At 69.2% G+C, this 24936-nt stretch carries 17 protein-coding genes, 1 tRNA gene and 2 riboswitches; of the genes, 12 read left to right on the top strand and 6 right to left on the bottom strand.

What is annotated here, in order from left to right:
* The 4 genes from DIE08_RS17625 to DIE08_RS17640 all read right to left on the bottom strand — a co-directional run.
* A partial coding sequence (locus DIE08_RS17625; protein ID WP_124902735.1) for a tetratricopeptide repeat protein occupies positions 1-488 on the bottom strand: 488 nt, incomplete at its 3' end.
* A gap of 40 nt (positions 489-528) precedes the next feature.
* Positions 529-3039, bottom strand: a complete 2511-nt coding sequence (locus DIE08_RS17630; RefSeq protein ID WP_124902737.1) for a tetratricopeptide repeat protein — start codon at positions 3037-3039, stop codon at positions 529-531.
* 27 nt (positions 3040-3066) lie between these two features.
* Positions 3067-4932 (bottom strand): tetratricopeptide repeat protein, encoded by a 1866-nt coding sequence (locus tag DIE08_RS17635; RefSeq protein ID WP_124902739.1) that lies wholly within the window; start codon positions 4930-4932, stop codon positions 3067-3069.
* Between the two features lie 516 nt (positions 4933-5448).
* Positions 5449-5524: transfer RNA gene (locus tag DIE08_RS17640), tRNA-Arg, on the bottom strand.
* 252 nt (positions 5525-5776) lie between these two features.
* On the opposite strand from DIE08_RS17640, the gene DIE08_RS17645 reads away from it, so the two are divergent.
* Positions 5777-6676, top strand: coding sequence for a cytochrome c5 family protein (locus tag DIE08_RS17645; RefSeq protein WP_124902741.1), 900 nt, complete (start codon positions 5777-5779; stop codon positions 6674-6676).
* A 90-nt stretch (positions 6677-6766) separates the two neighbouring features.
* Here the strand turns inward: DIE08_RS17645 and DIE08_RS17650 are convergent, their stop codons facing one another.
* Positions 6767-8854 (bottom strand): UvrD-helicase domain-containing protein, encoded by a 2088-nt coding sequence (locus DIE08_RS17650; protein ID WP_059601965.1) that lies wholly within the window; start codon positions 8852-8854, stop codon positions 6767-6769.
* A 380-nt stretch (positions 8855-9234) separates the two neighbouring features.
* Between DIE08_RS17650 and DIE08_RS17655 the strand changes: the two genes are divergently transcribed.
* Both DIE08_RS17655 and DIE08_RS17660 read left to right on the top strand, forming a co-directional pair.
* Complete coding sequence (locus DIE08_RS17655) at positions 9235-10674, top strand: glycosyltransferase family 2 protein (protein WP_124902743.1); 1440 nt, start codon at positions 9235-9237, stop codon at positions 10672-10674.
* 91 nt (positions 10675-10765) lie between these two features.
* Positions 10766-11560, top strand: a complete 795-nt coding sequence (locus tag DIE08_RS17660) for an FkbM family methyltransferase (protein WP_059601969.1) — start codon at positions 10766-10768, stop codon at positions 11558-11560.
* A gap of 21 nt (positions 11561-11581) precedes the next feature.
* Here DIE08_RS17660 and DIE08_RS17665 read toward each other — a convergent pair whose 3' ends face one another.
* The gene (locus DIE08_RS17665) at positions 11582-12289 is read right to left on the bottom strand and encodes an SGNH/GDSL hydrolase family protein (protein WP_059601971.1); all 708 of its coding nucleotides are present in this window, start codon (positions 12287-12289) and stop codon (positions 11582-11584) included.
* Between the two features lie 245 nt (positions 12290-12534).
* On the opposite strand from DIE08_RS17665, the gene DIE08_RS17670 reads away from it, so the two are divergent.
* The 9 genes from DIE08_RS17670 to DIE08_RS17710 all read left to right on the top strand — a co-directional run bounded on the left by DIE08_RS17670 (position 12535) and on the right by DIE08_RS17710 (position 24892).
* Positions 12535-13587: an oxidoreductase gene (locus DIE08_RS17670; RefSeq protein WP_124902747.1), complete on the top strand. Its 1053-nt coding sequence runs from the start codon at positions 12535-12537 to the stop codon at positions 13585-13587.
* A gap of 201 nt (positions 13588-13788) precedes the next feature.
* Positions 13789-14157, top strand: coding sequence for a hypothetical protein (locus tag DIE08_RS17675; protein ID WP_124902749.1), 369 nt, complete (start codon positions 13789-13791; stop codon positions 14155-14157).
* A 123-nt stretch (positions 14158-14280) separates the two neighbouring features.
* Positions 14281-14388, top strand: a riboswitch (glycine riboswitch).
* A gap of 31 nt (positions 14389-14419) precedes the next feature.
* Positions 14420-14552: riboswitch (glycine riboswitch) on the top strand.
* An 84-nt stretch (positions 14553-14636) separates the two neighbouring features.
* Entirely contained in the window at positions 14637-15755 is a 1119-nt protein-coding gene (gcvT, locus tag DIE08_RS17680; RefSeq protein ID WP_124902751.1) for a glycine cleavage system aminomethyltransferase GcvT, read from the top strand.
* Between the two features lie 127 nt (positions 15756-15882).
* Positions 15883-16263: a glycine cleavage system protein GcvH gene (gene gcvH / locus DIE08_RS17685; RefSeq protein ID WP_057926424.1), complete on the top strand. Its 381-nt coding sequence runs from the start codon at positions 15883-15885 to the stop codon at positions 16261-16263.
* Between the two features lie 59 nt (positions 16264-16322).
* On the top strand, positions 16323-19250 hold the full coding sequence (gene gcvP, locus DIE08_RS17690) for an aminomethyl-transferring glycine dehydrogenase (RefSeq protein ID WP_124902753.1): 2928 nt from the start codon (positions 16323-16325) through the stop codon (positions 19248-19250).
* A 152-nt stretch (positions 19251-19402) separates the two neighbouring features.
* Positions 19403-20539 carry an alginate lyase family protein gene (locus tag DIE08_RS17695; RefSeq protein WP_059601981.1) on the top strand — a complete coding sequence of 379 codons (1137 nt, stop codon included), beginning with the start codon at positions 19403-19405 and terminating at the stop codon, positions 20537-20539.
* 30 nt (positions 20540-20569) lie between these two features.
* Positions 20570-21958, top strand: coding sequence for an L-serine ammonia-lyase (locus DIE08_RS17700; RefSeq protein WP_124902755.1), 1389 nt, complete (start codon positions 20570-20572; stop codon positions 21956-21958).
* A gap of 139 nt (positions 21959-22097) precedes the next feature.
* A complete protein-coding gene (locus DIE08_RS17705; protein WP_124902757.1) occupies positions 22098-23801 on the top strand; it encodes a thiamine pyrophosphate-binding protein in 1704 nt (567 codons plus the stop codon).
* On the top strand, positions 23798-24892 hold the full coding sequence (locus tag DIE08_RS17710) for an ADP-heptose--LPS heptosyltransferase (protein WP_124902759.1): 1095 nt from the start codon (positions 23798-23800) through the stop codon (positions 24890-24892). The genes DIE08_RS17705 and DIE08_RS17710 overlap by 4 nt, the downstream gene beginning before the upstream one ends.
* Positions 24893-24936: the final 44 nt, after the last annotated feature.

Genomic DNA, 24936 nt, shown 5'->3' on the forward strand with positions numbered 1-24936 from the left:
CCGTATGCGAGCACCGCCGCATCCGCCTGCCCCAGATCCTTCAGCGCGTTGCCCAGGTTGTTGTATGCCTGCGCATAGTCCGGCCGCAGCGCAATCGCCTGCGCGCAGTGCTGCATCGACGCATCCGGCTGCCGCGCCTCGCGCAGCGCATCGCCCAGGTTGTTGTGCGCTTCCGCGTAGTCCGGCTGACGCCGCACCGCTTCACGGTACTGCGCGATCGCATCGTCGAGCCGGCCCCGCTCGCGCAGCGCGTTGCCCAGGTTGTTGTGATAGATCGCGCTCGGATACGCGTCGATCGAGCGGCGCATCAGCGCGATGCCTTCTTCCGGCTGCCCTGCCTGACAGGTCAGCAGCCCGAGGAAATGCAGCGCGTCCGGATGCGCGGGCTCCCGCGCGAGCAGCTGCTCGTAGCCCGTCTTCGCGTCGCCCAGCCGGCCCGCCTGGTGATGCGCCAGTGCGGCGCCGAGAATGTCCGTGGTCTGTTGCATGTCGTCGTTTCGTCGTTCGCGCGCCACCCTGCCGGGCGGCTCAATTCGGTTCGTCGCCCGCCGCGGCCCGCTCGTCGGCGCCGGCGTTCGTCCTGTCCATCCACATCCCGTAAAACGCCTCCTCGAGATGTTTCGCGAAGCGCGGCGCGTCGCACAGCGGCGACGCGAGCAGCTGCGCGCGCAATGCCTGCCGCAGCGCACCGAGCCGCTGCGGATCGGCCGCAGCGCCCACGGCCTTCGCGACGTAGTCGTCTTCGTCGCGCGCGATCCAGTCGGCCAGGCCGACCGTCTGCAGCACGCTCTCGCAGATGTGCGTGACGAATCGCTCGCCTTTCATCCCGAGCACCGGCACGCCCATCCACAGCGACTCGGCCGTCGTCGTGCCGCCCGGGTACGGAAACGGGCTCAGCATCATGTCGACGCGGCGGTAGGCCGTCAGGTAATCGGCGCGCGGCGAGCGGCCTTCCATCACCAGCCGGCTCGCGTCGATCCCGTTGCGGGCGAACCGCTCGGCTGTGCGGCGCACCGCATGCGCGTCGTCGAGCTCGCCCGCCTTCAGGAACAGCCGCGCGCCCGGCACCGCGGCAAGCACCCGCGACCACACGCGCACGACCGCATCGTTCATCTTCCCGAGCTTGCCGAAATAGCCGAACGTCATCACACCGTTCTCGCGTTGCGGCAACGGACCGACGTCGAGCGCCGGATGCGGCGGCGTGAAGCACAGATAGCTGTCGGGCAGCCGCCACGGCCGCTCGACGAAATGCGCTTCCTCGCCGGCAGGCAGCACGTGCCGGTCGCCCAGTACGTAGTCGATCGCGCGCAGCCCCGTCGAGGCGAAGAAGCCGATCCACGTGACCTGCACCGGCGCGGGCTTCCATGCGAACACGCCAAGCCGGTTTAGCGCCGTGTGGCCCGACAGGTCGACGAGGACGTCGATGCCGTCCGCGCGAATCCGCTGCGCCGCCTGTTCGTCCGACAGGTCGAGAAGCGAATGCCATGCGTCGAAGTGCGGCTTCAGGCGCGCGGTCGTGTCGTCTTCCGCCGCCGACGTCGGATAGGCGATCAATTCGAGCCGGTGTCGATCGAGATGCGCCAGCACGCCTTCGAGGAAAATGCCGACCGGATGCGTCACCAGGTCCCCCGACACCCAGCCGATGCGCAGTCGTCCACCCGACGGGCGCGAGCCGGTGTCGGTATGCGCGAGCGGTCGTGCATCGGCTTCGACGTATTCGCCGAAATGCCGCGCAGCCCTGAGCGTCTCTTCCTGGTCGATCGTTGGATGCGTGGCGAGCGCGAAGACCAGCCGGTCGTGCAGGACCGGGTTGGTCACGTCGAGTTCGACCGCGCGGCGGTAATGCGCGAGTTCGCCATCCACGTCGCCGAGCATGCCGAGCACGTCGCCGAGCGTCATGTGCGCGGGCGCTGCCCGGTCGTTCAATGCGAGCGCCGCGCGGGCATGAGGCAGCGCGTCGTCGGCACGGTTCTGCTTCAGCAGCACGATCGCGCAGCGATGATGTGCGTCGACGTCGTTCGCATCGAGTTCGGTCGCGGCCCGGTAGCACATGACCGACGCGTCGTACTTGCCCAGGTCGTGATACATGTCGCCGAGCATGCGATAGGCGGGACCGTGAGCGGGCGCCAGCTCAAGCGCGCGCGTCATGCACTCGGCCGCACGCGCCGTCTGCCGCCGGCGGTACAGCGCCTCGGCAAGGCCCGCGTGCGCGTCGGCGCGCATCGGCGACAGTTCCGCGGCTCGCTCGAACTGTGCGATCGCCGCGTCGGCCTGCCCTGCGTCGCGCAGCGCGACGCCGAGGTCGACACGCGCCTGCGCGTCGCCAGGCGCCAGTTCGACGAGACGGCGCAGGGTCGCTATCGCCTCGTCGCGGTCGCCACGGGCGAGCAGCGCCGCACCGAGATTGCGGTGCGCGATCGGGTTGGACGGGGCCAGCGCGACGGCCGCGCGATAGCTGTCCGCCGCCGCGTCGAACTTGCGCTGCGTCGTCAGCACGTTGCCGAGATTGTTGTACGCGTCCGCGTAGCGCGGATCGTGTTCGATCGCCTTGCCGTATGCGAGCACCGCCGCATCCGCCTGCCCCAGATCCTTCAGCGCGTTGCCCAGGTTGTTGTATGCCTGCGCGTAGTCCGGCCGCAGCGCGATCGCCTGCGCGCAGTGCTGCATCGATGCATCCGGCTGCCGCGCCTCGCGCAGCGCATCGCCCAGGTTGTTGTGCGCTTCCGCGTACTCCGGCTGACGCCGCACCGCTTCACGATATTGCGCGATCGCATCGTCGAGCCGGCCCCGCTCGCGCAGCGCGTTGCCCAGGTTGTTGTGATAGATCGCGCTCGGATACGCGTCGATCGAACGGCGCATCAGCGCGATGCCTTCTTCCGGCTGCCCTGCCTGACAGGTCAGCAGTCCGAGGAAATGCAGCGCGTCCGGATGCGCGGGCTCCCGCGCGAGCAGCTGCTCGTAGCCCGCCTTCGCGTCGCCCAGCCGGCCCGCCTGGTGATGCGCCAGTGCGGCGCCGAGAATGTCCGTGGTCTGTTGCATGTCGTCGCTTCGTCGTTCGCGCGCGGTTCAGTCGATGCGTGAGTCGTGCGGGCCGGCGACGTCGCCGGCCTGGCCCGCGCGACGGGCCCACATTCCGTGGAACGCCTCCTCGAGATGCCGCGCGAAGCGCGGCGCATTGCACAGCGGCGATGCGATCAACTGCATGCGCAGGCCGGTCCGCAGCAGACGCAGTTGCGCCGGATCGGTCGCGAAGGCCACGGCCTTCGCGACGTAGTCGTCTTCGTCGCGCGCGACCCAGTCGGCCAGGCCGACCGTCTGCAGCAAGCTTTCGCAGATGTGCGTGACGAACCGGTCGCCCCGGATGCCGAGCACGGGCACGCCCATCCACAACGCATCGGCGGTCGTCGTGCCGCCCGAATACGGAAACGGGCTCAGCATCATGTCGACGCGACGGTACGACGCCAGGTATTCGCCGCGCGGCGCATTCGGCTCGAGCAGCAGCCGCGCCGGATCGATGCCGTGCTGCGCGAACCGCTCGCGCGTGCGGCGCACCGCGTATGCGCCGGCCAGCTCGCTCGCCTTGAGCAGCAGCCGCGATCGCGGCACAGCCTCGAGCACCCGCGACCAGACGCGCACGACCGCGTCGCTCATCTTGCCGAGCTTGCCGAAATAGCCGAACGTCACCGCGCCGCCGGCCAGTTGCGGCAGCGGGCCCGGCACGATCGCGTCGCGCGGCGGCGTGTAGCACAGGTAGCTGTCGGGCAGGCGCCACGGACGCTCGACGAAATGCGCTTCCTCGTCGGCCGGCAGCACGTGGCGATCGCCCAGCACGTAATCGATCGCGTCCAGCCCGGTGGTCGCGACATAACCGATCCACGAAACCTGCACCGGCGCCGGCTTCCACGCGAACAGCGCGAGCCGGTTGAAGATCGTGTGGCCCGCCGCGTCGACCAGGATGTCGATCGCATCGTCGCGAATGCGCCGGGCCGCGGCCTCGTCGCTCAACGCGGCGAGACTCGTCCAGCCCGCGAACAGCGGGCGTAGCCGCTGTGTCAGGTCGTCCTCGACATCGCGGGTCGGATACGCGACGAACACTACGCGCGTGCGATCGGTCGCGCGCAGCACGCTTTCGAGGAAATAGCCGACCGGGTGATGCTTCAGGTCGCCCGATACGACGCCGACCCGCAGCGGTCTCGCGCCGTCGGCCGTCGGCCACGAGCGGTACGGCACCGCTCGCGCGGCGGCCTGCGCGCCGTAGCGCCGCGCGGCATCGAAATGAACGTGCGGCGCGGCGGCCGCGCTGTAATTCAACGCGAACAGCAGGTTGTCGTGCGGCTCGAGAAGATCCGGCCGCAACGCGATCGCGGCGCGGTAGCCTTCAAGCGCGGCCTCCAGTTCGCCCGCATCGAGCATCGCGTTCGCGAGATTGTTGTAGGCCTGCGCATGGTCGGGCCGCAGCCGGATCGCCGTGCCCAGCGCCTCCACCGCGCCTTCGCAGTCCTTCAGCGTTCGCAACGCGTTGCCGAGGTTGTTGTACGCGTCGGCATCGTCCGGTTGCAGCGCGAGCGCCTGCCGGAAGCACTCGGCCGCCGCCGCGGGCCGGTTGTGCGCGGCCATCACGGTGCCCAGGTTGTAGTAATAGCGTGCCTGCGGATCGCGCCGGATCGCATCCGCGATCGCCGCGACGGCCCCGTCGAAGTCCCCGCGGCGAAACGCGACCAGCCCGTGAACGTGCAGCGCCTCGGCCCGCTCGGGCTCGCGCTGCCGCACCTGCCGGCACAGATCCTCGGCAGCGTCGAGACGGCCCGCGTCGTAATGTTCCAGCGCGCACGCCAGCAGCGCCTCGACCGGCGTGTCCGCGCCGGACAGTCCGTCGGACGGTTCACGTACGCCGCCGGACGGGTGTCCGCGTTCGAGGAGGTTTTCGTTCATAGGCCGGGCTTCCGCTGGGTCCGCTGGGTGTGCGATAGGCATGGATGACGAACCGGCCGCCCGGGGCGACTGGCGCGAACGATGCCGGGACGGCGCTTTCGGCGCGCGACAACCGGCGCCCCCGCCATCAGGCCGAGCGCGCCGGGTCGCGTGAAAGGCGGGCGCGGACATGCCGGCGCGTCGGCGCCGACGGCAGGAAACTCGCGGATATTGTCGCGACGTTCGCTGTGTTTCGAAGGGACGATCAGTCGAGCAAAACACCCGCAATTCGTCGCATCGCGCGACGGGGCGGTGGCGCGACCCGGATCAGATCGTTTCAGCGCTCGGGCGCCTTGCGCTGGCGGCCGCCGTGATCGACGCCGGGATTGACGTTGCGAGGGGGCACCTCGCATCACGGAGTTGCGGCGAAACGGCGCGGGAAAGCCTCGCGGACTCGACCGCATGCGCGATGCAACGCGACGCTTCAGCGAATTCGGAAAATGGATCGGGAAATTCGGTGCCTGGAATCAGGCTGTTTGGCGCGCCCGGCTGGGATCGAACCAGCAACCCCTGCCTTCGGAGGGCAGTACTCTATCCATTGAGCTACGGGCGCATGTGACAGTGAAACGACCCCAATAAACCGGCCGCCCACCATTGGCAAGACGGCAAGGATACCCGGTTTCCCATGAAGCGTCCACCTTGCCTGCAGAATCCCCGTCAGGCCCCCATTCGTGCGGGTAAACACGCGCCTTCGCGCCGCTCGCCGTGATGTAAACGTTCCGTCTATAATCGTCCGTGCTTCATTGGACTGCCATTTTGCCGTTGCACCGCGCTCACAATTCCTATTCACGGAGACGAGGCAAGCATGAGCGAAGCACCCCACGAATCTCCCGTCAAAACCCCCGGGCAGCTGATTGCCGTCGTCATCGCATCATTCGCGATTCCGATCGCCCTGATCGTCCTGTTTGCCACCTATGCCAACCATGCGTTCCGCTCGGGCGCCGGCACGGACGCGCTATCGGACGAACAGGTCGCCGCGCGGATCGCACCGCTCGCGAAAGTCGACGTGAAGGACGCCAACGCGCCCCGCACGTACAAGACCGGCGAGGAAGTCTACAAGGCCGTGTGCGTGACCTGTCACGGCACGGGCGCCGCCGGCGCGCCGAAGTTCGGCAACAAGGACGACTGGGCGCCGCGCATCTCGCAGGGCTTCGACACGCTGCTGAAGACGGCGCTGTCGGGCAAGGGCGCGATGCCGCCGCGTGGCGGCACGAATCCCGACGACGTCAGCGACTATGAAATCGCGCGCGCGATCGTCTACATGGCGAACAACGACGGCGCGAACTTCCCCGAGCCGGCTGCCCCGGCCGCCAATGCGGCGCCGGCGGCGAGCGGCGCGGCGGGTGCGGCAGGCGCGTCGGGCGCGGATGCGTCGAACGCGCAGGCCGCGGCCGCAATGGCCGCGATCGCCGCGATTCCGAAGGCCGACGAAAAGCCCGCGGCTGCGCCGACCAGCGCCGACGCCGCATCGGCCGGCAAGGCGCTGTACACGCAGGTCTGCCAGGCGTGTCACGCGGCCGGCGTGCTCGGCGCGCCGAAGTTCGGCAGCAAGGAGGACTGGGCGCCGCGCCTGAAGGACTCGATGGATATCGTCTACAACTACGCGCTGCACGGCAAGGGCGCGATGCCGCCGAAGGGCGGGTCGAGCGCGTCCGACGCCGACGTGAAGGCGGCCGTCGACTACATGGTCAACGCGTCGAAGTAACGTCTGCCGGCCAGAAAAAACCCCCGCGGCGCACGCGCATCGCGGGGGTTTTCCTTTGTCGGGACGGCGGCGCCGGCCGCCTTTCGCACGTCACTTCTGCAACAGCGCCTTCAGGCTCGCGAGCCGGTCCTTCGGTGTCATCGGGGCTTCCTCCGGCGTCGGCGGCGGCGCTTCGTCGAGGCCCATCTCGGGGATGAAGCGCGACGGCTCGCACACGACCGTCTCGCGCGCCCGCTTGCGCTTCTTGCACCAGTTCAGATGCAGGCTGCGCTGCGCGCGCGTGATCGCGACGTACATCAGCCTGCGCTCCTCCTCGATCCGCTCGTTGTCGATCGGCCCGTCGTCCTCGCTGCCGCCGCGATGCGGCATGATCCCCTCCTCGACGCCGACCAGGAACACGTGGGGATACTCGAGCCCCTTCGATGCATGGACGGTCGACAGCCGCACCGCGTCCGGATCCTCGTCCTTGCCTTCGAGCATCGACATCAGCGCGACGGTCTGGATCAGGCCGAGCAGGTTCTTGCCGGTGTCCGCCAGCCCGTCGGCGTTGTGGAACCCGTCCGCCTCGCCGTCGACGGCTTCCGTCTCGGGCTTGGTGCCCTTGCGCTTCAGCCATTCGAGGAATTCGAGCACGTTCTGCCACTTCGACTGCGCCTGCCGCTCGTCGAACGCGTCGTACAGATAGGCCTCGTAGTGGATGGCCTCCATCATGTCGTCGAGCACGACGGTCGCGGGCTCCTTGTCCGCGCGATCGGTCAGGCGCTGGATGAAGTCGCAGAACATCCTGAGCGGCTCGACCTGGCGCGCGGACAGCCGCGCCTCGATCCCGCCCATGTACACGGCCTCGAACAGCGACACCTTCGCCTGGCCCGCAAACGAGCCGAGCGCTTCCAGCGTCGTGTTGCCGATCCCGCGGCGCGGCGTCGTGACCGCGCGAATGAACGCGGGATCGTCGTCGGCGTTCGCGATCAGGCGCAGGTACGCGCACAGGTCCTTGATCTCGGCCTTGTCGAAGAACGACTGGCCGCCCGACAGCACGTACGGGATCCGCTCACGCCGCAGCACCTGCTCGAAGATGCGCGCCTGGAAGTTGCCGCGATACAGGATCGCGTAGTCGCGGAACTGCGTGCGCCGCTCGAACTTGTGCGCGGACAGCCGGAACACGACCGATTCGGCTTCGTGTTCCTCGTCGTTGCACGGCGTGACGGTGATCGAGTCGCCCATCCCGTGCTCGGACCACAGCTTCTTCTCGAACAGCTTCGGGTTGTTCGCGATCACGTTGTTCGCGGCGGTCAGGATCCGCACCGTCGACCGGTAGTTCTGCTCGAGCTTGATCACGTGCAGCTTCGGGAAATCCTTGCCGAGCTGCGCGAGGTTCTCGAGCGTCGCGCCACGCCAGCCGTAGATCGCCTGGTCGTCGTCGCCCACCGCCGTGAACGCGGCGCGCGGGCCGGCGAGCAGCTTGAGCAGCTCGTACTGGCACGCGTTGGTGTCCTGGTATTCGTCGATCAGCAGGTAGCGCAGCTTGTTCTGCCAGCGGTCGCGCACCTGCTCGTTCTTCGCGAACAGCTCGGCGGGCAGGCGGATCAGGTCGTCGAAGTCGACCGCCTGATACGCATGCAGCGTCGCGACGTAGTTGCGGTAGACCAGCGCGGCCTGGTGCTCGTCCTCGTTGGCCGCGATCGCCATCGCCTCATCGGGCATGATCAGGCCGTTCTTCCACAGCGAGATCGTGCTCTGGATCTTGCGGATCAGGCCCTTGTCGGTGGTGCCGATCTGCTCCTGGATCATCCCGAAGCAGTCGTCCGAATCCATGATCGAGAACTGCGGCTTCAGGCCGACGTGCTCGGCCTCCTGGCGCAGGATCTGCACGCCGAGCGAGTGGAACGTGCACACGGTGAGCTGGTTGACGGGCACCTTGCGGCCTTCCTTGCCGGGCGTGGTGAGCGTCTTGCCCTCCAGCAGCTTCGACACGCGCTCGCGCATTTCGGCCGCGGCCTTGTTCGTGAACGTGACGGCCGCGATGTGGCGCGGCTCGAAACCTTTCGCTTCGATCAGGTGCGCGATCTTCTGCGTGATCACGCGGGTCTTGCCGCTGCCCGCGCCGGCGAGCACGAGGCAGGGACCGTCGAGGTAGCGCACCGCTTCGTTCTGAGCGGGGTTGAGGCCTGCGGACATGATGACGGATGATGTTGCGGTTGACGGCGGAACGCCGGGAGGATGCCGCGCGCGGCAGGCCTGGAATGCAGGCGGACACGCGGGGCAGGACGCGCATGTTAACACGTCGGCGGCGGCCGGCGGATGACGATGCCGCCGGGTGGCGACGCGCGACATCGGCGGGCTTCGCGCCCCTTTTTCTGCGCCCTTTTCCTGCCCCCTTTCCCCGCGCGCTTTCCGCGCGCTGCCCGCGCCGGTGGACGCGCGCCGAACATCCGAACAGGCAGCAAATCTCCCCTCTGTTTGATCCATGACCGCGCGGCCCCCGGCGGCAAGATACGCGAAACGTCGGCGAGTACGCGCCGCCGCCCCTTCATTCGCCGTCATCGACTTCCGCCGCCATGAATGACACCGTCATCGCCGCCCCCGTTTCCGAGGCCGAGCTGGCCCACGCCGCCGCGCTTCACGCCGCCGGCTCGCTTCAGGACGCGGAGCAGGCCTACCGCCAGATCCTGCAAGCGCATCCCGAACATGCCGATTCTCACCTCCGCCTCGCGACGGTGCTCGAACAGCTCGACCGGCGCGACGCCGCGCTGCGGCACTTCCGGGCCGCGGTGGCAACCGAGCCGTCGCAGCGGCGCTACTGGATCGCGTGCATCGACGCGCTGACGCGCGACAACCAGATGGATGCGGCGCGCGCGCTGGTCGCGCAGGCCCGCACGCACGGCATCGACGCGTTGTCGCTCGAACTGGCGGCAGCCGATGCGCCGTCGGCCTCCGCCGACGAGCTGGCGGCCGTCCTCTCCGAATTCATGAATACGCTCGCGGCGCTGCTCGACAAGCGGCAATTCGCGCAGGCCGAAGGCATCGCGACCCAGCTGACCGAATGGATGCCCGACATCGGGCTCGGCTGGCGGGCGCTGGCCGTCACGCTGGTTCAGCAGGAGCGTCACGCGGAGGCGCTCGCGCCGATGCGCAAGGCCGCCGCGCTGATGCCCGACGACGCCGACACGCGGCAGGACCTCGCCGAGCTCGAGGCGCATGTGATGCAATCCGCGCCGGCGCCGCAGCCCGTCGCGATGCCCCTGGTGCCGAACGCGACGCTCTGCACGACGCTGCCGGGCAGCCGTCAGTTCCGGCATTTCGCGGGCGGCCTGGTCGCCACGGTGCCGGTGCTGATCCCGACCTTCAACAATCCGACCTATACGCGCCGGATGGTGGCCCAGCTGAAGGCGCGCGGCCTGCGCAACATCGTGATCGTCGACAACGCGTCGAGCGCGCCGGACATGCTCGCGTTCCTGGAAAGCGTGCAGGACGACGTGACCGTCGTGCGCCTCGATCGCAACGCGGGCCCGCGCGACCTGTTCCTGTCGGACGCGAACTACGCGCGCCTGCCGGAGCTCTTCTGCGTCACCGATCCGGACCTCGAACTTAACGACGCGCTGCCGCCCGAATTCCTGTTCGAGCTGATCGATGCGACCGAAGCGTTCCAGACCGGCAAGGCCGGCTTCGCGCTCGACATCTCGCAACCCGAGCTGATGAAGGAAACGACGCTCTTCTGCGGCGACCGTCAATACACGACGCTCGAATGGGAGGCGAACTTCTGGCGCCACCAGATCGGCAGCACGGCGGGCGGCGACCCGATCTACAACGCGCCGATCGATACCACGTTCGCCGTCTACAACAAGCGCTACTTCCGCCGCGAATCGCATCTCTGCGGCGTCCGGTTCGCGGGCCGCTACACCTGCAAGCACGTGCCCTGGTACAAGGAGACCGGCCTGACGGACGCGGAGGAACAGTACTACCGCGAACACCAGAAGTGGTCGAACTACCTGGCCTGACCCGCGGCGGCCGGCATCGGCGCATCGCTGCGCCATGCACGCACGGCGCCCTCCTCGCCCTCTTCGCCCGACAACCCTGACACCTCGCGCCATGCTACCCAGAGTCAACCTCGTCAAGACCGACAACGCCGATTACCTGCTGTTCGCAACCCGGGACGCGATTTCGGCGAACCTCTATTACAACGGCTCGTGGGACGCATCGCTGCTGACCATCAGCCAGATGTTCTACGCGAACGAGGAGGCGCCGCTGGTGCTCGACATCGGCGCGAACCTCGGCGCGTACGCGGTGCCGGTCGCCAAGAGCATCGCCGCGCAGGGCGGCATGGTCTACGCGTTCGAGCCGCAGCGCATCGTCTACTACCAGCTGTGCGGCAACGTGTTTCTGAACCGGCTCGAGAACGTGCACGCGTTCAACGTCGCGATCGGCAACCAGGACGGCATCATCCCGCTGCCAGCGATCGACTATTCACGCTCGATCAACATCGGCGGCTTCTCCCTCGACGAGCAGTTCAACCTGCGTCGCAACTCGGTCGAGACCGTCGCGAGCCAGCAGCCGAGCGACGTGCCGATCGCCCGGCTCGACACCCTCAACTTCCCGAAGTCGCCGGCGCTGATCAAGATCGACGTCGAAGGGCTCGAACTCGACGTGCTGAAAGGCGGCACGGCCTTCCTCGAACGGCACGGCTTTCCGCCGCTGCTGCTCGAGGCCTGGAACCTCGAATGGTTCTCGGAAAAGCGCGCCGCGCTGCTCGACTACCTGAAGACGCTCGGCTACACGTGGTTCGCGATGGGCGACGAGCTCGTCGCGCAGCATCCGTCGTTCGCGCGGCAGGTCAGCTTCGAGACGGGCGCCGACGGCGTGATCCGGATGAACCGCACCCGCTGACGGTTCGCACCCGGCGCAACGTTACGCGCGCAGGCGCTGCCTGAGCGCGTCGGCGGCCTGTGCGGCCCAGGCGGCGCACGCGGCCGCGCCGGGATGAAAGCCGTCCGCCGCCATCAGGTGCGGCTCGAGCGGCAGCGCGACGCGCAGGAACGTACAACGCGATTGCGTCGCGGCCCACTCCGAGAGCGTCGCGTTGAGCCGCTTCGCGCGCAGGCCGAGATACCACGCAAGCGGCTGCGGCAGCGCCGGAAAGCGCTCGATCGGCGGCACCGCCGACAGGATCACGTGCGCGACCCCGAATCGCGCGGCGAGCAGATCGACGAGCGCCGCCTGCGCGGCGCGCCAGCGCGCCGGCGACACGCCGCCCGTCACGTCGTTCACGCCGAGCGACGTCACTGCCACGTCGAACGGCTGCGCCGGCTCGGCGGCAAGCCAGTCGACGAGTTCCTCGGCGGTCAGCCCCGTGCGCGCCAGCAATTTCCAGCTCACGCGGTGCGATGCCGCAAGCGCGCGGGCGAGCTGCCCCGACAGCGCGTCGCGCTGCGACGCGACACCGACGCCCGCGGCAGCCGAATCGCCCAGCACCAGCACGCGCAGCGGCGGCCCGTCGCCGGCCGTGCCGTCGCGCGGGCCGGCCGCCTCGGCGAGCCGCGGCGTGACGCGGCGGACACGACGCCCCTGCATCAGCAGCAACGGGCCCAGGGCGGCGGTGGCGAGCGGATATCCCATGGTTTCGATCCGGTAACGGGGCAAGCAGGCGACGCGGGACACGCGCCGGAACAGCCCCCATTGTGTCGGATTCGCGCGCCGGCAGGCGCGATCCGCGCCATTCGGCCGAGGTCGTGCGCACGCGCAGCGGTTCCTTGTCCGTTCGGCCAACGCCCGCTCGCGCGCGTGCCGCCGTGCCACAATAGCCGTCCGCGCGGCCGGTGGCCGCAGCGCTTTGCCCCTTCGTACGCAGCCAAGGATTTGCCATGTCGTCATTGCTCAGGATTGGTTTGATGGGTTTCGGTTTCGCCGGCGCGACGTTCCACGCGCCCGTGATTGCCACGAGCGGCCGCACCGAGATCGCCGCGATCGCGACGGGGCAGCCCGATCGCGCGCGCGCCGCATACCCGGGCGCACGCATCGTCCCCGATCTCGACACGCTGCTCGGCCTCGACGACATCGACTGCGTGGTGATCGCCACGCCGAACGACACGCACTTCACGCTCGCCCGCCAGGTGCTCGAAGCCGGCCGCCACGTCGTCGTCGACAAGCCCGTCACGCTCACGGCCGACGAAGCGCTCGCGCTCGCGCGGCTCGCGAACGCGCGCAGCCGCCTGTTCGCGCCGTTCCACAACCGCCGCTGGGACGGCGACTTCCTCACCGTGCGGCGCATCGTCGAATCCCGTGAACTCGGGCGGCTCACGTATTTCGCGTCGCACTTCGACCGCTTCCGGCCGACCCCGCGCACGCGCTGGCGCGAGGAGCCCGCACGCGGCGGCGGCCTGCTGCTCGACCTCGGCCCGCACCTGATCGACCAGGCGCTCGCGCTGTTCGGGCTGCCGGAAACGGTCAGCGCCACGGTCAAGACGCGCCGCGACAACGCCACGGCGCCCGATTTCGTGCACCTGCTGCTCGGCTATCCGGACAAGGACGTCGCGCTGCACGCGAGCGCGCTGTCGGCGATCGAGCCCGCGCGCTTCACGCTGCACGGCACGCGCGGCAGCTACCAGAAGTTCGAGCTCGACACGCAGGAAGATCAGTTGAAGGCAGGCCTCACGCCGGACCACGTCGAGTTCGGCGGCGGCAACCCGCCCGGCGTGCTGCGCGTGCTCGACGGCGAAGTCGAGGTCGAGCGGCCGGTGCCGACGCTCGACGGCCAGTACGCGGAGTTCTACCGCGCGCTCGCCGCGTCGGTCCACGACGGCGCGCCGTTCCCGATCACGCCGCAGGACGCCGTCGACGTGATGACGATCATCGAGCTCGCCGCGCAAAGCGAGCACGAAGGCCGCCGGGTGCCGTTCGTGCGCCGCATCGTCTAACCGCCGGCCGGGTCGGCACCGTCCCGGCCTCGGCCGCTACCCCGCGCCGCGCCGTCCCCGGCAGCGGCCACGCGTCAGCCGCCGCGACGGCACGGTCCCGAACATTCCGTTACAAATGGTGCGGGAACGAAAGTCATCGGTCGCCCAGTCTGATGCGTTTCTCAAAAAGTCGATCCGACACCAAACCGTCAGGAGAATGTGATGCAACGGTTGATTCGCGCAGCGGTATGCTGCGTCCTGGTTTCCTCGCTCGCGGCCTGTATCGTGCAGCCGCAGCGGCCGGCCCGACAGGCGCCTCCGCCCCCGCCGCGGCCAAATCCGCAGGTCGTCGCGAACGATCGCCTGCTGGAGGTCCAGGGCCGGATCGACAACCTGCACCGCCGGATCGACTCACGCGTCAACGGCGGCTACTATCCGCCGCCGTACGGCGCGCAGCTGCACCACCGGCTCGACGTGATCCGCCAGGAAGCGAACGACATGTCGGCGCAGCACAACGGCGGCCTGTCCGGCGACGAGCAGCGCGTGCTGAACCAGGAACTCGACACGGCCGCGCGCGCGATCGGCGAGTAATACCGGCCCTGCCGGGACCGGCCGGTGCCGGCAAACGCGGCGGCGCCCCTCGCGCCGCCGCTTGTCGCGAAGCGACATTCTTTTGCTCAAATTGACAACGCCCACCCGCTCGCGTACAGTCGCCCGCACGCGTCGGGAGAGCGTGTGACCGCGTAGCAACTCGCAACGCCGGTCGCGCCGCCGAAGGGGCACACCCGCAAACTCTCAGGCAAAAGGACCGACCGCGTCGGGGAATCCCGTCCGCGCTTCGCGCGGGCCGCACTCCCCGCACTCTGGAGAGCGGCAGTAGCCCGCTGCGCGATTGCAGCGCGGGCAGGCTGCCCACCGAAGGGGCGCGCGTTCGCCGGCTTTGCCCGCGGCGCAATCTCTCAGGTATCGAGGACAGAGGGGCATGTATCGCATCGCTCGCAGGCCCACGGCCGCGGCGGTCGGCACATGGCCGTTCTGACCCGCGCGCAAGCGCCTTGCCTGAGGCCTCGATGACTGCACTGAATCACACCCCGCTCAACGCCGCGCACCGCGCGCTCAATGCCCGCATGGTCGACTTCGGCGGCTGGGACATGCCCGTCAACTACGGCTCGCAGATCGAAGAACACGAAGCCGTGCGCACCGACGCCGGCATGTTCGACGTATCGCACATGTGCGTCGTCGATTTCACCGGCAGCCGCGTGCGCGCGTTCTTCGAACACGCGATCGCGAACAACGTCGGCAAGCTCAAGACCCCCGGCAAGGCGCTCTACTCGTGCCTGCTCAATCCGCAGGGCGGCGTCATCGACGACCTGATCGTCTATTACTTCACCGAAGACTTCTTCCGCGTCGTCATCAACGCCGGCACGGCCGAGAAGGACATCGCGTGGTTCAACCAGCTCAACGAACAAGGCGGCTACGGCCTGACCATCGCGCCGCGCCGCGATTTCGCGATCGTCGCCGTTCAGGGCCCGAACGCCCGTGAAAAGGTCTGGACGACGGTGCCCGCCGCGCGTGCCGCGACCAGCGAACTGAAGCCGTTCAACGCCGCGCAGGTCGCCGGCACGCCGTTCGGCGATCTCACCGTCGCGCGCACCGGCTACACCGGCGAAGACGGCTTCGAAGTGATCGTCCCGGCCGTGCACGTCGAAGCGCTGTGGGCCGCGCTGCAGCAAAACGGCGTGCGCCCCTGCGGGCTCGGCGCGCGCGACACGCTGCGCCTCGAGGCCGGCATGAACCTGTATGGCCAGGACATGGACGACACCGTGTCCCCGCTCGACGCGGGCCTCGCATGGACGGTCGACCTGTCGGCGCCGCGCGAGTTTGTCGGCCGCGCCGCGCTCGAGCGCGACGGCTCGCGCGCTGCGTTCGTCGGCCTGATCCTGCAGAAGGAAAACGGCAAGGCGGGCGGCGTGCTGCGCGCGCACCAGAAGGTCGTCACGCCGCACGGCGAAGGCGAGATCACGAGCGGCACGTTCTCGCCGTCGATGCAGGAATCGATCGCGTTCGCGCGCGTGCCGGCGGCCGTCCAGGTCGGCGACACCGTTCATGTGCAGATTCGAGACAAGCAACTTCCCGCGCGCGTGGTAAAACTGCCGTTCGTGCGCAACGGCAAGGTCCTCGCTGCGTAACGACCGAGAGGCGACCGGGAGGCCGCCTCCCGGGGAAGCCGGGAAATGGCGCCCGGCGCAACCACACCCGGCGCGCCCCGGCGGCGCGCCAGCATAACGAACACACCCTTTTATCCAGGAGCATCCGATGAGCAACGTCCCGGCCGATCTGAAGTACACCGACGAACACGAGTGGATCCGCACCGAAGCCGACGGCACGCTGACGGTCGGCATCACCGATCACGCGCAGAGCACGCTCGGCGACATCGTCTTCCTCGAACTGCCGCAAGTCGGCAAGTCGGTGAACGCGGGCGACGCCGTCGGCGTCGTCGAATCGGTGAAGGCGGCATCCGACATCTACTCGCCGGTGTCCGGCGAAGTCGTCGCCATCAACGAAGAAGCCGCCGACTCGCCGGAAGAAGTGAACAGCGACGCATACGGCACGTGGCTCTTCAAGATCAAGCTCGCGGCCGGCGCCTCGACCGACAAGCTGATCGACGCTGACGCCTACAGCAAGCTGATCGACTAATTTTCCCTACCCGAACCGCGCGGCCGGCCAGCCGGGCCGCGCGGGACCAGAGTCACGCCATGAAGCTCGAACACCCGGACCGCCTGATGAACCGCACGCCCCTCTCGCTCGCCGCGCTCGAAACGCACGACGCGTTCGCCGAACGCCACATCGGCCCCGATGCCGCCAGCCAGCAGGCCATGCTCGACACGCTCGGCTTCGCGTCGCGCGCCGCCCTGATCGACGCCGTGATCCCGGCCTCGATCCGCCGCGCCGAAACGCTGCCGCTCGGCCCGTTCGCGCAACCGAAGAGCGAGGCCGAAGCCCTCGCCGCGCTGCGCGCCCTCGCGGACAAGAACCAGGTGTTCCGCTCGTATATCGGCCAGGGCTATTACGACTCGCATACGCCGGCCGTGATCCTGCGCAACGTGCTCGAAAACCCGGCGTGGTACACGGCCTACACGCCGTACCAGCCCGAAATTTCCCAGGGTCGCCTCGAGGCGCTCCTGAACTTCCAGCAGATGGTCGCCGACCTCACGGGCCTCGCGATCTCGAACGCGTCGCTGCTCGACGAAGCAACGGCCGCGGCCGAAGCGATGACGCTGCTGCAGCGCACCGGCAAGCCGGCGTCGAACGTGTTCTACGTCGCCGACGACGTGCTGCCGCAGACGCTCGAGGTGATCCGCACGCGCGCGCTGCCGATCGGCATCGAGGTCAAGACGGGCCCGGCGGCCGACGCCGCGCAGGCCAACGCGTTCGGCGTGCTGCTCCAGTACCCGGGCGTCAACGGCGACGTGCGCGACTACCGCGCGCTCACCGAAGCGATCCACGCGGCGGGCGGCCATGTCGTCGTCGCGGCCGACCTGCTCGCACTGACCGTGCTGACGCCGCCGGGCGAATGGGGCGCGGACGTCGCGGTCGGCAACACGCAGCGCTTCGGCGTGCCGATGGGCTTCGGCGGCCCGCACGCCGCCTACATGGCCGTGCGTGACGAATTCAAGCGCCAGATGCCGGGCCGCCTCGTCGGCGTGACCGTCGACGCGCAGGGCAAGCCCGCGCTGCGTCTCGCGCTGCAGACCCGCGAACAGCACATCCGCCGCGAGAAGGCGACGTCGAACGTGTGTACCGCGCAGGCGCTGCTCGCGATCATGGCGAGCATGTACGCGGTCTACCACGGCCCGCACGGCCTGAAGACGATCGCGCTGCGCGTGAACCGCATCGCGGCGCTCGTCGCCGCCGGCGTGAAACAGCTCGGCTTCGCGACCGTCAACGACACGTTCTTCGACACGCTGACGATCGACACCGGCGCGCGCACCGCGCAGGTTCACGAATTCGCGAAGGCCAAGCGCATCAACCTGCGCCGTGTGAGCGACACGCAAGTCGGCGTGTCGGTCGACGAAACGACGACCCGCGACGACCTCGCCGATCTCCTCGCCGTGTTCGCGCAGGCCGCGGGCGGCACCGCGCCGACCGTCGACGCGCTGGACGCGGGCCTCGCCGGCGTCGCCGCGCTGCCGGCCGGCCTCGAGCGCACGAGTGCGTACCTGACGCACCACGTGTTCAACCGCCACCATTCCGAAACCGAAATGCTGCGCTACCTGCGCAGCCTGTCGGACAAGGATCTCGCGCTCGACCGCTCGATGATCCCGCTCGGCTCGTGCACGATGAAGCTGAACGCGACGTCGGAAATGCTGCCGGTCACGTGGCCCGAATTCGGCCGGATCCACCCGTTCGCGCCGGCCGAGCAGACCGTCGGCTACCGCGAGATGATCGACCAGCTCGAGCAGATGCTGGTCGCAGCCACCGGCTACGCGGCCGTGTCGCTGCAGCCGAATGCCGGCTCGCAGGGCGAGTACGCGGGCCTGCTGATCATCCACGCGTATCACGCTTCGCGCGGCGAAGCCCATCGCGACGTGTGCCTGATCCCGGCATCCGCGCACGGCACGAACCCGGCGTCCGCGCACATGGCCGGCATGAAGGTCGTGGTCGTCGCCTGCGACGCGCAGGGCAACGTCGACATCGCCGACCTGAAGGCGAAGGCCGAGCAGCACGCGAACGACCTCGCGGCGATCATGATCACGTATCCGTCGACCCACGGCGTGTTCGAGCAGAACGTGCGCGAGATCTGCGAGATCGTGCACGCGCACGGCGGCCAGGTGTACGTCGACGGCGCGAACATGAACGCGATGGTCGGCCTGACCGCGCCGGGCCAGTTCGGCGGCGACGTGTCGCACCTGAACCTGCACAAGACCTTCTGTATCCCGCACGGCGGCGGCGGCCCGGGCGTCGGCCCGGTCGCGGTCGGCGCGCACCTCGCGAAGTTCCTGCCGAACCAGCGCTCGACCGGCTACGCGCGCGCGGAAGACGGCATCGGCGCGGTGTCGGCCGCCCCGTACGGCTCGGCGTCGATCCTGCCGATCTCGTGGATGTACATCGCGATGATGGGCGCGAAGAACCTGACCGCCGCCACCGAAACCGCGATCCTCAACGCGAACTACATCGCGAAGCGCCTCGCGCCGCACTACCCGGTGCTGTATTCGGGCCCGGGCGGGCTGGTCGCGCACGAGTGCATTCTCGACCTGCGTCCGCTCAAGGAAACCAGCGGCATCAGCGTCGACGACGTCGCGAAGCGCCTGATGGACTACGGCTTCCACGCACCGACGATGAGCTTCCCGGTGCCGGGCACGCTGATGGTCGAGCCGACGGAATCGGAATCGCAGGAAGAACTCGACCGTTTCATCGCCGCGATGATCGCGATCCGCGATGAAATCCGTGCGGTCGAGGAAGGCCGCGCCGATCGCGAGGACAACCCGCTGCGTCACGCGCCGCACACGGCAGCTGTCGTCACCGCGAACGAATGGCCGCACGCGTACTCGCGCGAGCAGGCCGCGTACCCGGTCGCATCGCTCGGCACGAACAAGTACTGGCCGCCGGTCGGCCGTGCGGACAACGCCTACGGCGACCGCAACCTGTTCTGCTCGTGCGTGCCGATGTCGGAATACGCATAACGCCCGTCGCGCACCGGAGTCCGGCCGTGACCACACCGCACGCAACCTCCGGTTGCGTGCGGTTTTTGCGTTCGCCGCCAGCCCGATCGATTCACGCTTGCCCCCCAATCCGGCTAACATCACACGCGATCCAGCCAATCAAGGAGTTCCGCATGGTGCGTCCGATGTTTCCGGGCCATGGTGCAGCGCACGAGCGGCCGCGCACGCGCCGCTTCGTGCCGCTGCTCGTCGCGTCGCTGTCGTTTGCCGTCGCCGGCCTTGGCACGCCGGGCAGCGCAGGCGCGGCGATGAATTTCTGCGCGGCGCCCGCGTTGCAGGCGAGCGAGACGACGCAGGCCGAGCCGGGCGTGCAGGCGCTGATCCGCAGCGTCGACGCGCGTATCGGCGAGCAGCCGAAGGCGTTGGCGCGCGTGCACACCGAAGGCACGCTGCCGCACGAAGGCATCTACGACCAGAGCGCCGACGCGCTGAAGGACATGGAGCTGATGCGCGACGCCGCGCTCGCGTGGCGCGTGACCAATGCGCCGCGTTACCTGCAGCTCGTCGACCGCTTCCTGTCCGCGTGGGTCGCGACCTACCAGCCGAGCTTCAACCCGATCGACGAGACGCGCTTCGACAGCCTGATCGTCGCGTACGACATGACGGCGAGCGCGCTGCCGGTGAAGACCCGCAACGCGACGGCGGCGTTCATCGCGAAGCTCGGCGCCGGTTACGTCGCGCAGATCGACGCGCAGAAGCGCCCGCTCACCGGCACCTGGCGCAACAACTGGCAAAGCCACCGGATCAAGCTGATTGCGCTGTCCGCGTTCACGCTCGGCGACCGCAAGATGATGAACGCCGCGCAGCGGCTGTTCGTCGAGCATCTCGCCGACAACATCGGCCCGGACGGCAAGACCTGGGATTTCGAGGAGCGCGACGCGCTGCACTACGCGGTGTACGACCTGCAGCCGCTGGTGACGGCCGCGCTCGCCGCGCGCCGCTTCAACCGCAACTGGCTGCGCGAGCGCGGCGCGAACGGCGCGACGCTCGCGGCCGCGCTCGACTGGCTCGTGCCGTACGCGCTCGGCGAGAAGACGCACGAGGAATTCGTGAATTCGCCGGTGCCGTTCGACGCGAAGCGCCGCGAAGCCGGCTTGCCGGGCTACACGGGGCAGTGGGACCCGAAAAACGCCACTGAACTCTTTCATCTGGCCGCGCGGCTCGACGGGCGTTATGCCCGCGTCGCGCGGCAGCTCTCCCCCATGCCGCCCGCATGGCTCGCCGCGTGCCTGCCATTGCAGGCGCGTTAGCACTATTCTCAAAGCAAGGCAGGAATCGAAATGGCAGTCAGCGTGTTTGACCTCTTCAAGATCGGCATCGGCCCGTCCAGTTCGCATACGGTCGGACCGATGCGCGCGGCGCTGATGTTCGTCCAGGGCCTCGAGCGCGACGGGCTGCTCGACGCGACGGCCCACGTGAAGGTCGAGCTGTACGGCTCGCTCGGCGCCACCGGCAAGGGCCACGGCACCGATCGCGGCGTGATGCTCGGGCTGCTCGGCGACGCGCCCGATACCGTCGATCCCGACACGATCGACGCGCGTCTGGAGGACGTCCGCACGTCGAAGAAGCTCGCGCTGCTCGGCACGCATCCGGTGCCGTTCGTGCTGAAGGAGAACATCGCGTTCTACCGCCAGGCGCTGCCCGAGCACCCGAACGGCATGAAGCTGCGCGCGTCCGACGCGAACGGCGCGGTGCTGGTCGAGCGCACGTACCTGTCGGTCGGCGGCGGCTTCGTCGTGACGGCCGGCGCGCCGAACACGAAGGTGCTGAGCGCGGCCGAGCAGATGACGCATCCGTTCCGCACCGGCGCCGAGCTGCTCGCGCTGACCGAGTCGACCGGCAAGTCGATCGCGCAGCTGATGTGGGAAAACGAGCGCGCGTGGCACACCGAGGAAGAGACGCGCGACGGGCTGCTGAAGATCTGGGCCGTGATGCAGTCGTGCGTGTCGCGCGGCTGCGGGATCGGCAACCCCGACGCCGACGGCAACCTGCCCGGCCCGTTCCAGGTCAAGCGCCGCGCGCCGCAGCTGTACCGCACGCTGACGGGAAGCCCGGAGCGCGCGCTGCAGGATCCGCTGTCGATGATCGACTGGATCAACCTGTATGCGATCGCCGTCAACGAGGAAAACGCGGCCGGCGGCCGCGTCGTCACCGCGCCGACCAACGGCGCGGCCGGCATCATCCCGGCCGTGCTGCACTACTACACGCGCTTCACGCCGGGTGCGAACGAACAGGGCGTGATCGACTTCCTGCTGACCGCCGCCGCGATCGGCATTCTGTACAAACTCAACGCGTCGATTTCGGGTGCGGAAGTCGGTTGCCAGGGCGAAGTGGGCGTCGCGTGCTCGATGGCGGCCGGCGCGCTCGCGGCCGTGCTCGGCGGCACGCCGCGCCAGGTCGAGAACGCGGCCGAGATCGGGATGGAGCACAACCTCGGCCTCACCTGCGACCCGGTCGGCGGGATGGTGCAGATCCCGTGCATCGAGCGCAACGCGATGGCATCGGTGAAGGCCGTCAACGCGGCGCGCATGGCGCTGCGCGGCGACGGCTCGCACTATGTGTCGCTCGACTCGGTGATCAAGACGATGCGCGAAACCGGCGCCGACATGAAGACGAAGTACAAGGAAACGTCGCGCGGCGGGCTGGCGGTGAATATCGTCGAATGCTGATGCGATGACGGCGGGCGGGCGCACGCGCCGAGGCGCGCCGCCGCCCCGCTCGTTCCGACACTTTTCACCGGCCGGCGTACCGGCGCCCCGCCGACAGGCGTAAGCTGTACCTCCCGCTACCCCAGGGAGACGGCAGCCCATGTCGCATTCCAAGGATTTCGAGCCGCGCGCCACCACCGGCGCGCGACTGCTCGTCGATGCGTTGCTCGCCAATCACGTCGAACGCGTGTTCTGCGTGCCGGGCGAGAGCTTCCTCGCCGTACTTGATGCGCTGGCGGACGACACCGCGCGCATCCAGACGGTCGTCTGCCGCCACGAGGCGGCCGCCGCGAACATGGCGGAGGCGGTCGGCAAGCTGACCGGCCGTCCCGGCATCGCGTTCGTCACGCGCGGGCCCGGCGCGACCCACGCGTCGATCGGCGTGCATACCGCGTTCCAGGATTCGACACCGATGATCCTGTTCGTCGGCCAGTGCGCGCGTGAGCACCTCGACCGCGAAGCCTTCCAGGAAATCGACTACCGCCGGATGTTCGGCCAGATGGCGAAATGGGTCGCCCAGATCGACGACCCGCGCCGCATTCCCGAATACCTGAGCCATGCGTTCCACGTCGCGATGTCGGGCCGTCCGGGCCCGGTCGTGCTCGCGCTGCCCGAGGACGTGCTGTCCGACGCATGCGCGCCGCAGCCCGTCGTGCCGGCCGCGAAGCGCATCGCCGCCGCGCCGTCGGCCGCGCAGGTCGACGAGCTGCGCGAACGGCTTGCGCGCGCCGAGCGGCCATTCGCGATCGTCGGCGGCAGCGGGTGGACGCCCGACGCATGCGCGAACCTGCGCACCTTCGTCGAGCGGTGGCAGTTGCCGGTCGCGTGTGCGTTCCGCTACCAGGACACGATCGACAACGCGCACCCGAACTACGCGGGCGACGTCGGGCTCGGGATCAACCCGGCGCTCGCGAAGCGCATCCGCGACGCCGACCTGCTGCTCGTGATCGGGCCGCGCCTCGGCGAAGCAACGACCGGCGGCTACACGCTGCTCGACATCCCGAAGACGCGCCAGACGCTGATCCACGTGCACCAGGGCGCGGACGAGCTCGGCCGCGTGTATGCGGCCGACCTGCCGATCGTGTCGGGCATGCCTGAGATCGCGGCGCCGCTCGCCGCGCTCGAACCGCCGGCGCAGCCCGCGTGGGCCGGCACGGCCGCCGACTCGCACCGCGCATACCGCGAATGGCATGCCCCGCTGCCGATGCCCGGCGACGTCCAGCTCGGCGACGTGATGGTGCAGCTGCGCGAGCGCCTGCCGCACGACGCGATCCTGACCAACGGCGCCGGCAATTACGCGATCTGGCTGCATCGCCACTTCGCGTACCGGCATTTCCGCTCGCAGCTCGCGCCGACCAGCGGCGCGATGGGCTACGGGCTGCCCGCCGCGCTCGCCGCGAAGTCGCTGTATCCGTCGCGAACCGTCGTCGCACTCGCCGGCGACGGCTGCTTCATGATGGCCGGCAACGAACTCGCGACCGCGATGCAGTATGGGCTGAACATCGTCGCAATCGTCGTCAACAACGGGCATTTCGGCACGATCCGCATGCATCAGGAGCGCAACTATCCCGGGCGCGTGCACGGCACCGGGCTCACGAATCCCGATTTCGCCGCGTATGCGCGCGCGTTCGGCGCGCATGGCGAGACGGTCGAGCGCACCGCCGACTTCGCGCCGGCACTGGAGCGCGCACTGACCTGCGGGCTGCCGGCGCTGATCGAGATCCGCATCCCGCAGGACGCCAGCACGCCGGCCGCGACGCTCGAGCAGATCCGCGAACAGGGCCGCCGCGCGCGCGGCGCATGACCGTGGAACTGCGCACCGCACCGGCCGGCCTCGCGCTGTCGCGCGACGACGCGCTCGCCCACCCCGGCACGCTGCTCGCGCCGGACGGCACGCTCGTCGCGCCGTACGACCTCGAGCACGGCGGCGGCCCCACGGAGGGCCATGTGCCGGCCGCGCCGGCGCTCGGCCTGCTGCACGCCGCCCACCAGCCGTTCCGGCTCGACTACGACCGCATGACGGACGTGTACGTGATCAACGGAATGGGCGTCACGCTCGGCGACTCGGTGATCGGGCTGACCGCGCTCGCCGCGCTGCGCGCGATGCATCCCGGCCTGCGCTTCACGCTGTTCCGGCCGGCCCGCGCGCCGCGCTACGTCGACGCGCTGTATGCGCTCGCGGCTGACGTCGTCGCGCCGTCGCATGCGCTGCCGTGCGCCGCCGATGCACTGCCCGCGCACGCGCCGTGCGTCGATCTCGGCAATCACCTGTACTGGCCCGCGTTCGCGCGGCAGCCGATGATCGACTTCTTCCTTGACGCGCTCGGCGCGGATCCGGCCACGGTGCCGGCCGCCGCGAAGCGCAACCGCTGGCTCGCGCGGCTACGGCTGCCCGCGCTGCCGGCCGAATGGCGGCGGCCATACGTGCTGTTCTGCCCGACCGCGAGCACCGCGGTGCGCAGCGTGCCGCCCGCGCTGCACGCGACGTTCGTCGAGCGACTCGCGCAGCGTTACGGGCTGCCGGTGGTCGGCTTCGGCCCGGTCGCACATCCCGCCTACGTCGACGTGAGCCGCGAGGCGGCCGATACCGCGCACTTCATTGCCTGGGTCGAGGGTGCGAGCATGCTGTTCGCGCCCGATACGTCCGCGCTGCATCTCGCCGACGGCTTCGACGTGCCGACGCTCGCCTGTTTCACGACGATCGGGCCGGTGCTGCGGGTGCGCGACTATCCGCACTGCGTACCGGTCGCGCTCGACGTGCCGGACGAATTGCACGGGCTGCATCGCAGCGAGCGACCGGGCGATCTCGCGGCGGTCGAAGCCGCTTACCGGGCGATCGACTGGGATGCCGTGCCGTGGCCTGCACCGCGCGACGCGGCGACTATGTCCGGATAGAAAAACGAAAATCGCCCGAAAGATCGGGCGTGCAGCGGCAGCCA

Origin of the sequence: Burkholderia sp. Bp9004 (assembly GCF_003858025.1) — a bacterium.
Classification (GTDB): domain Bacteria; phylum Pseudomonadota; class Gammaproteobacteria; order Burkholderiales; family Burkholderiaceae; genus Burkholderia; species Burkholderia diffusa.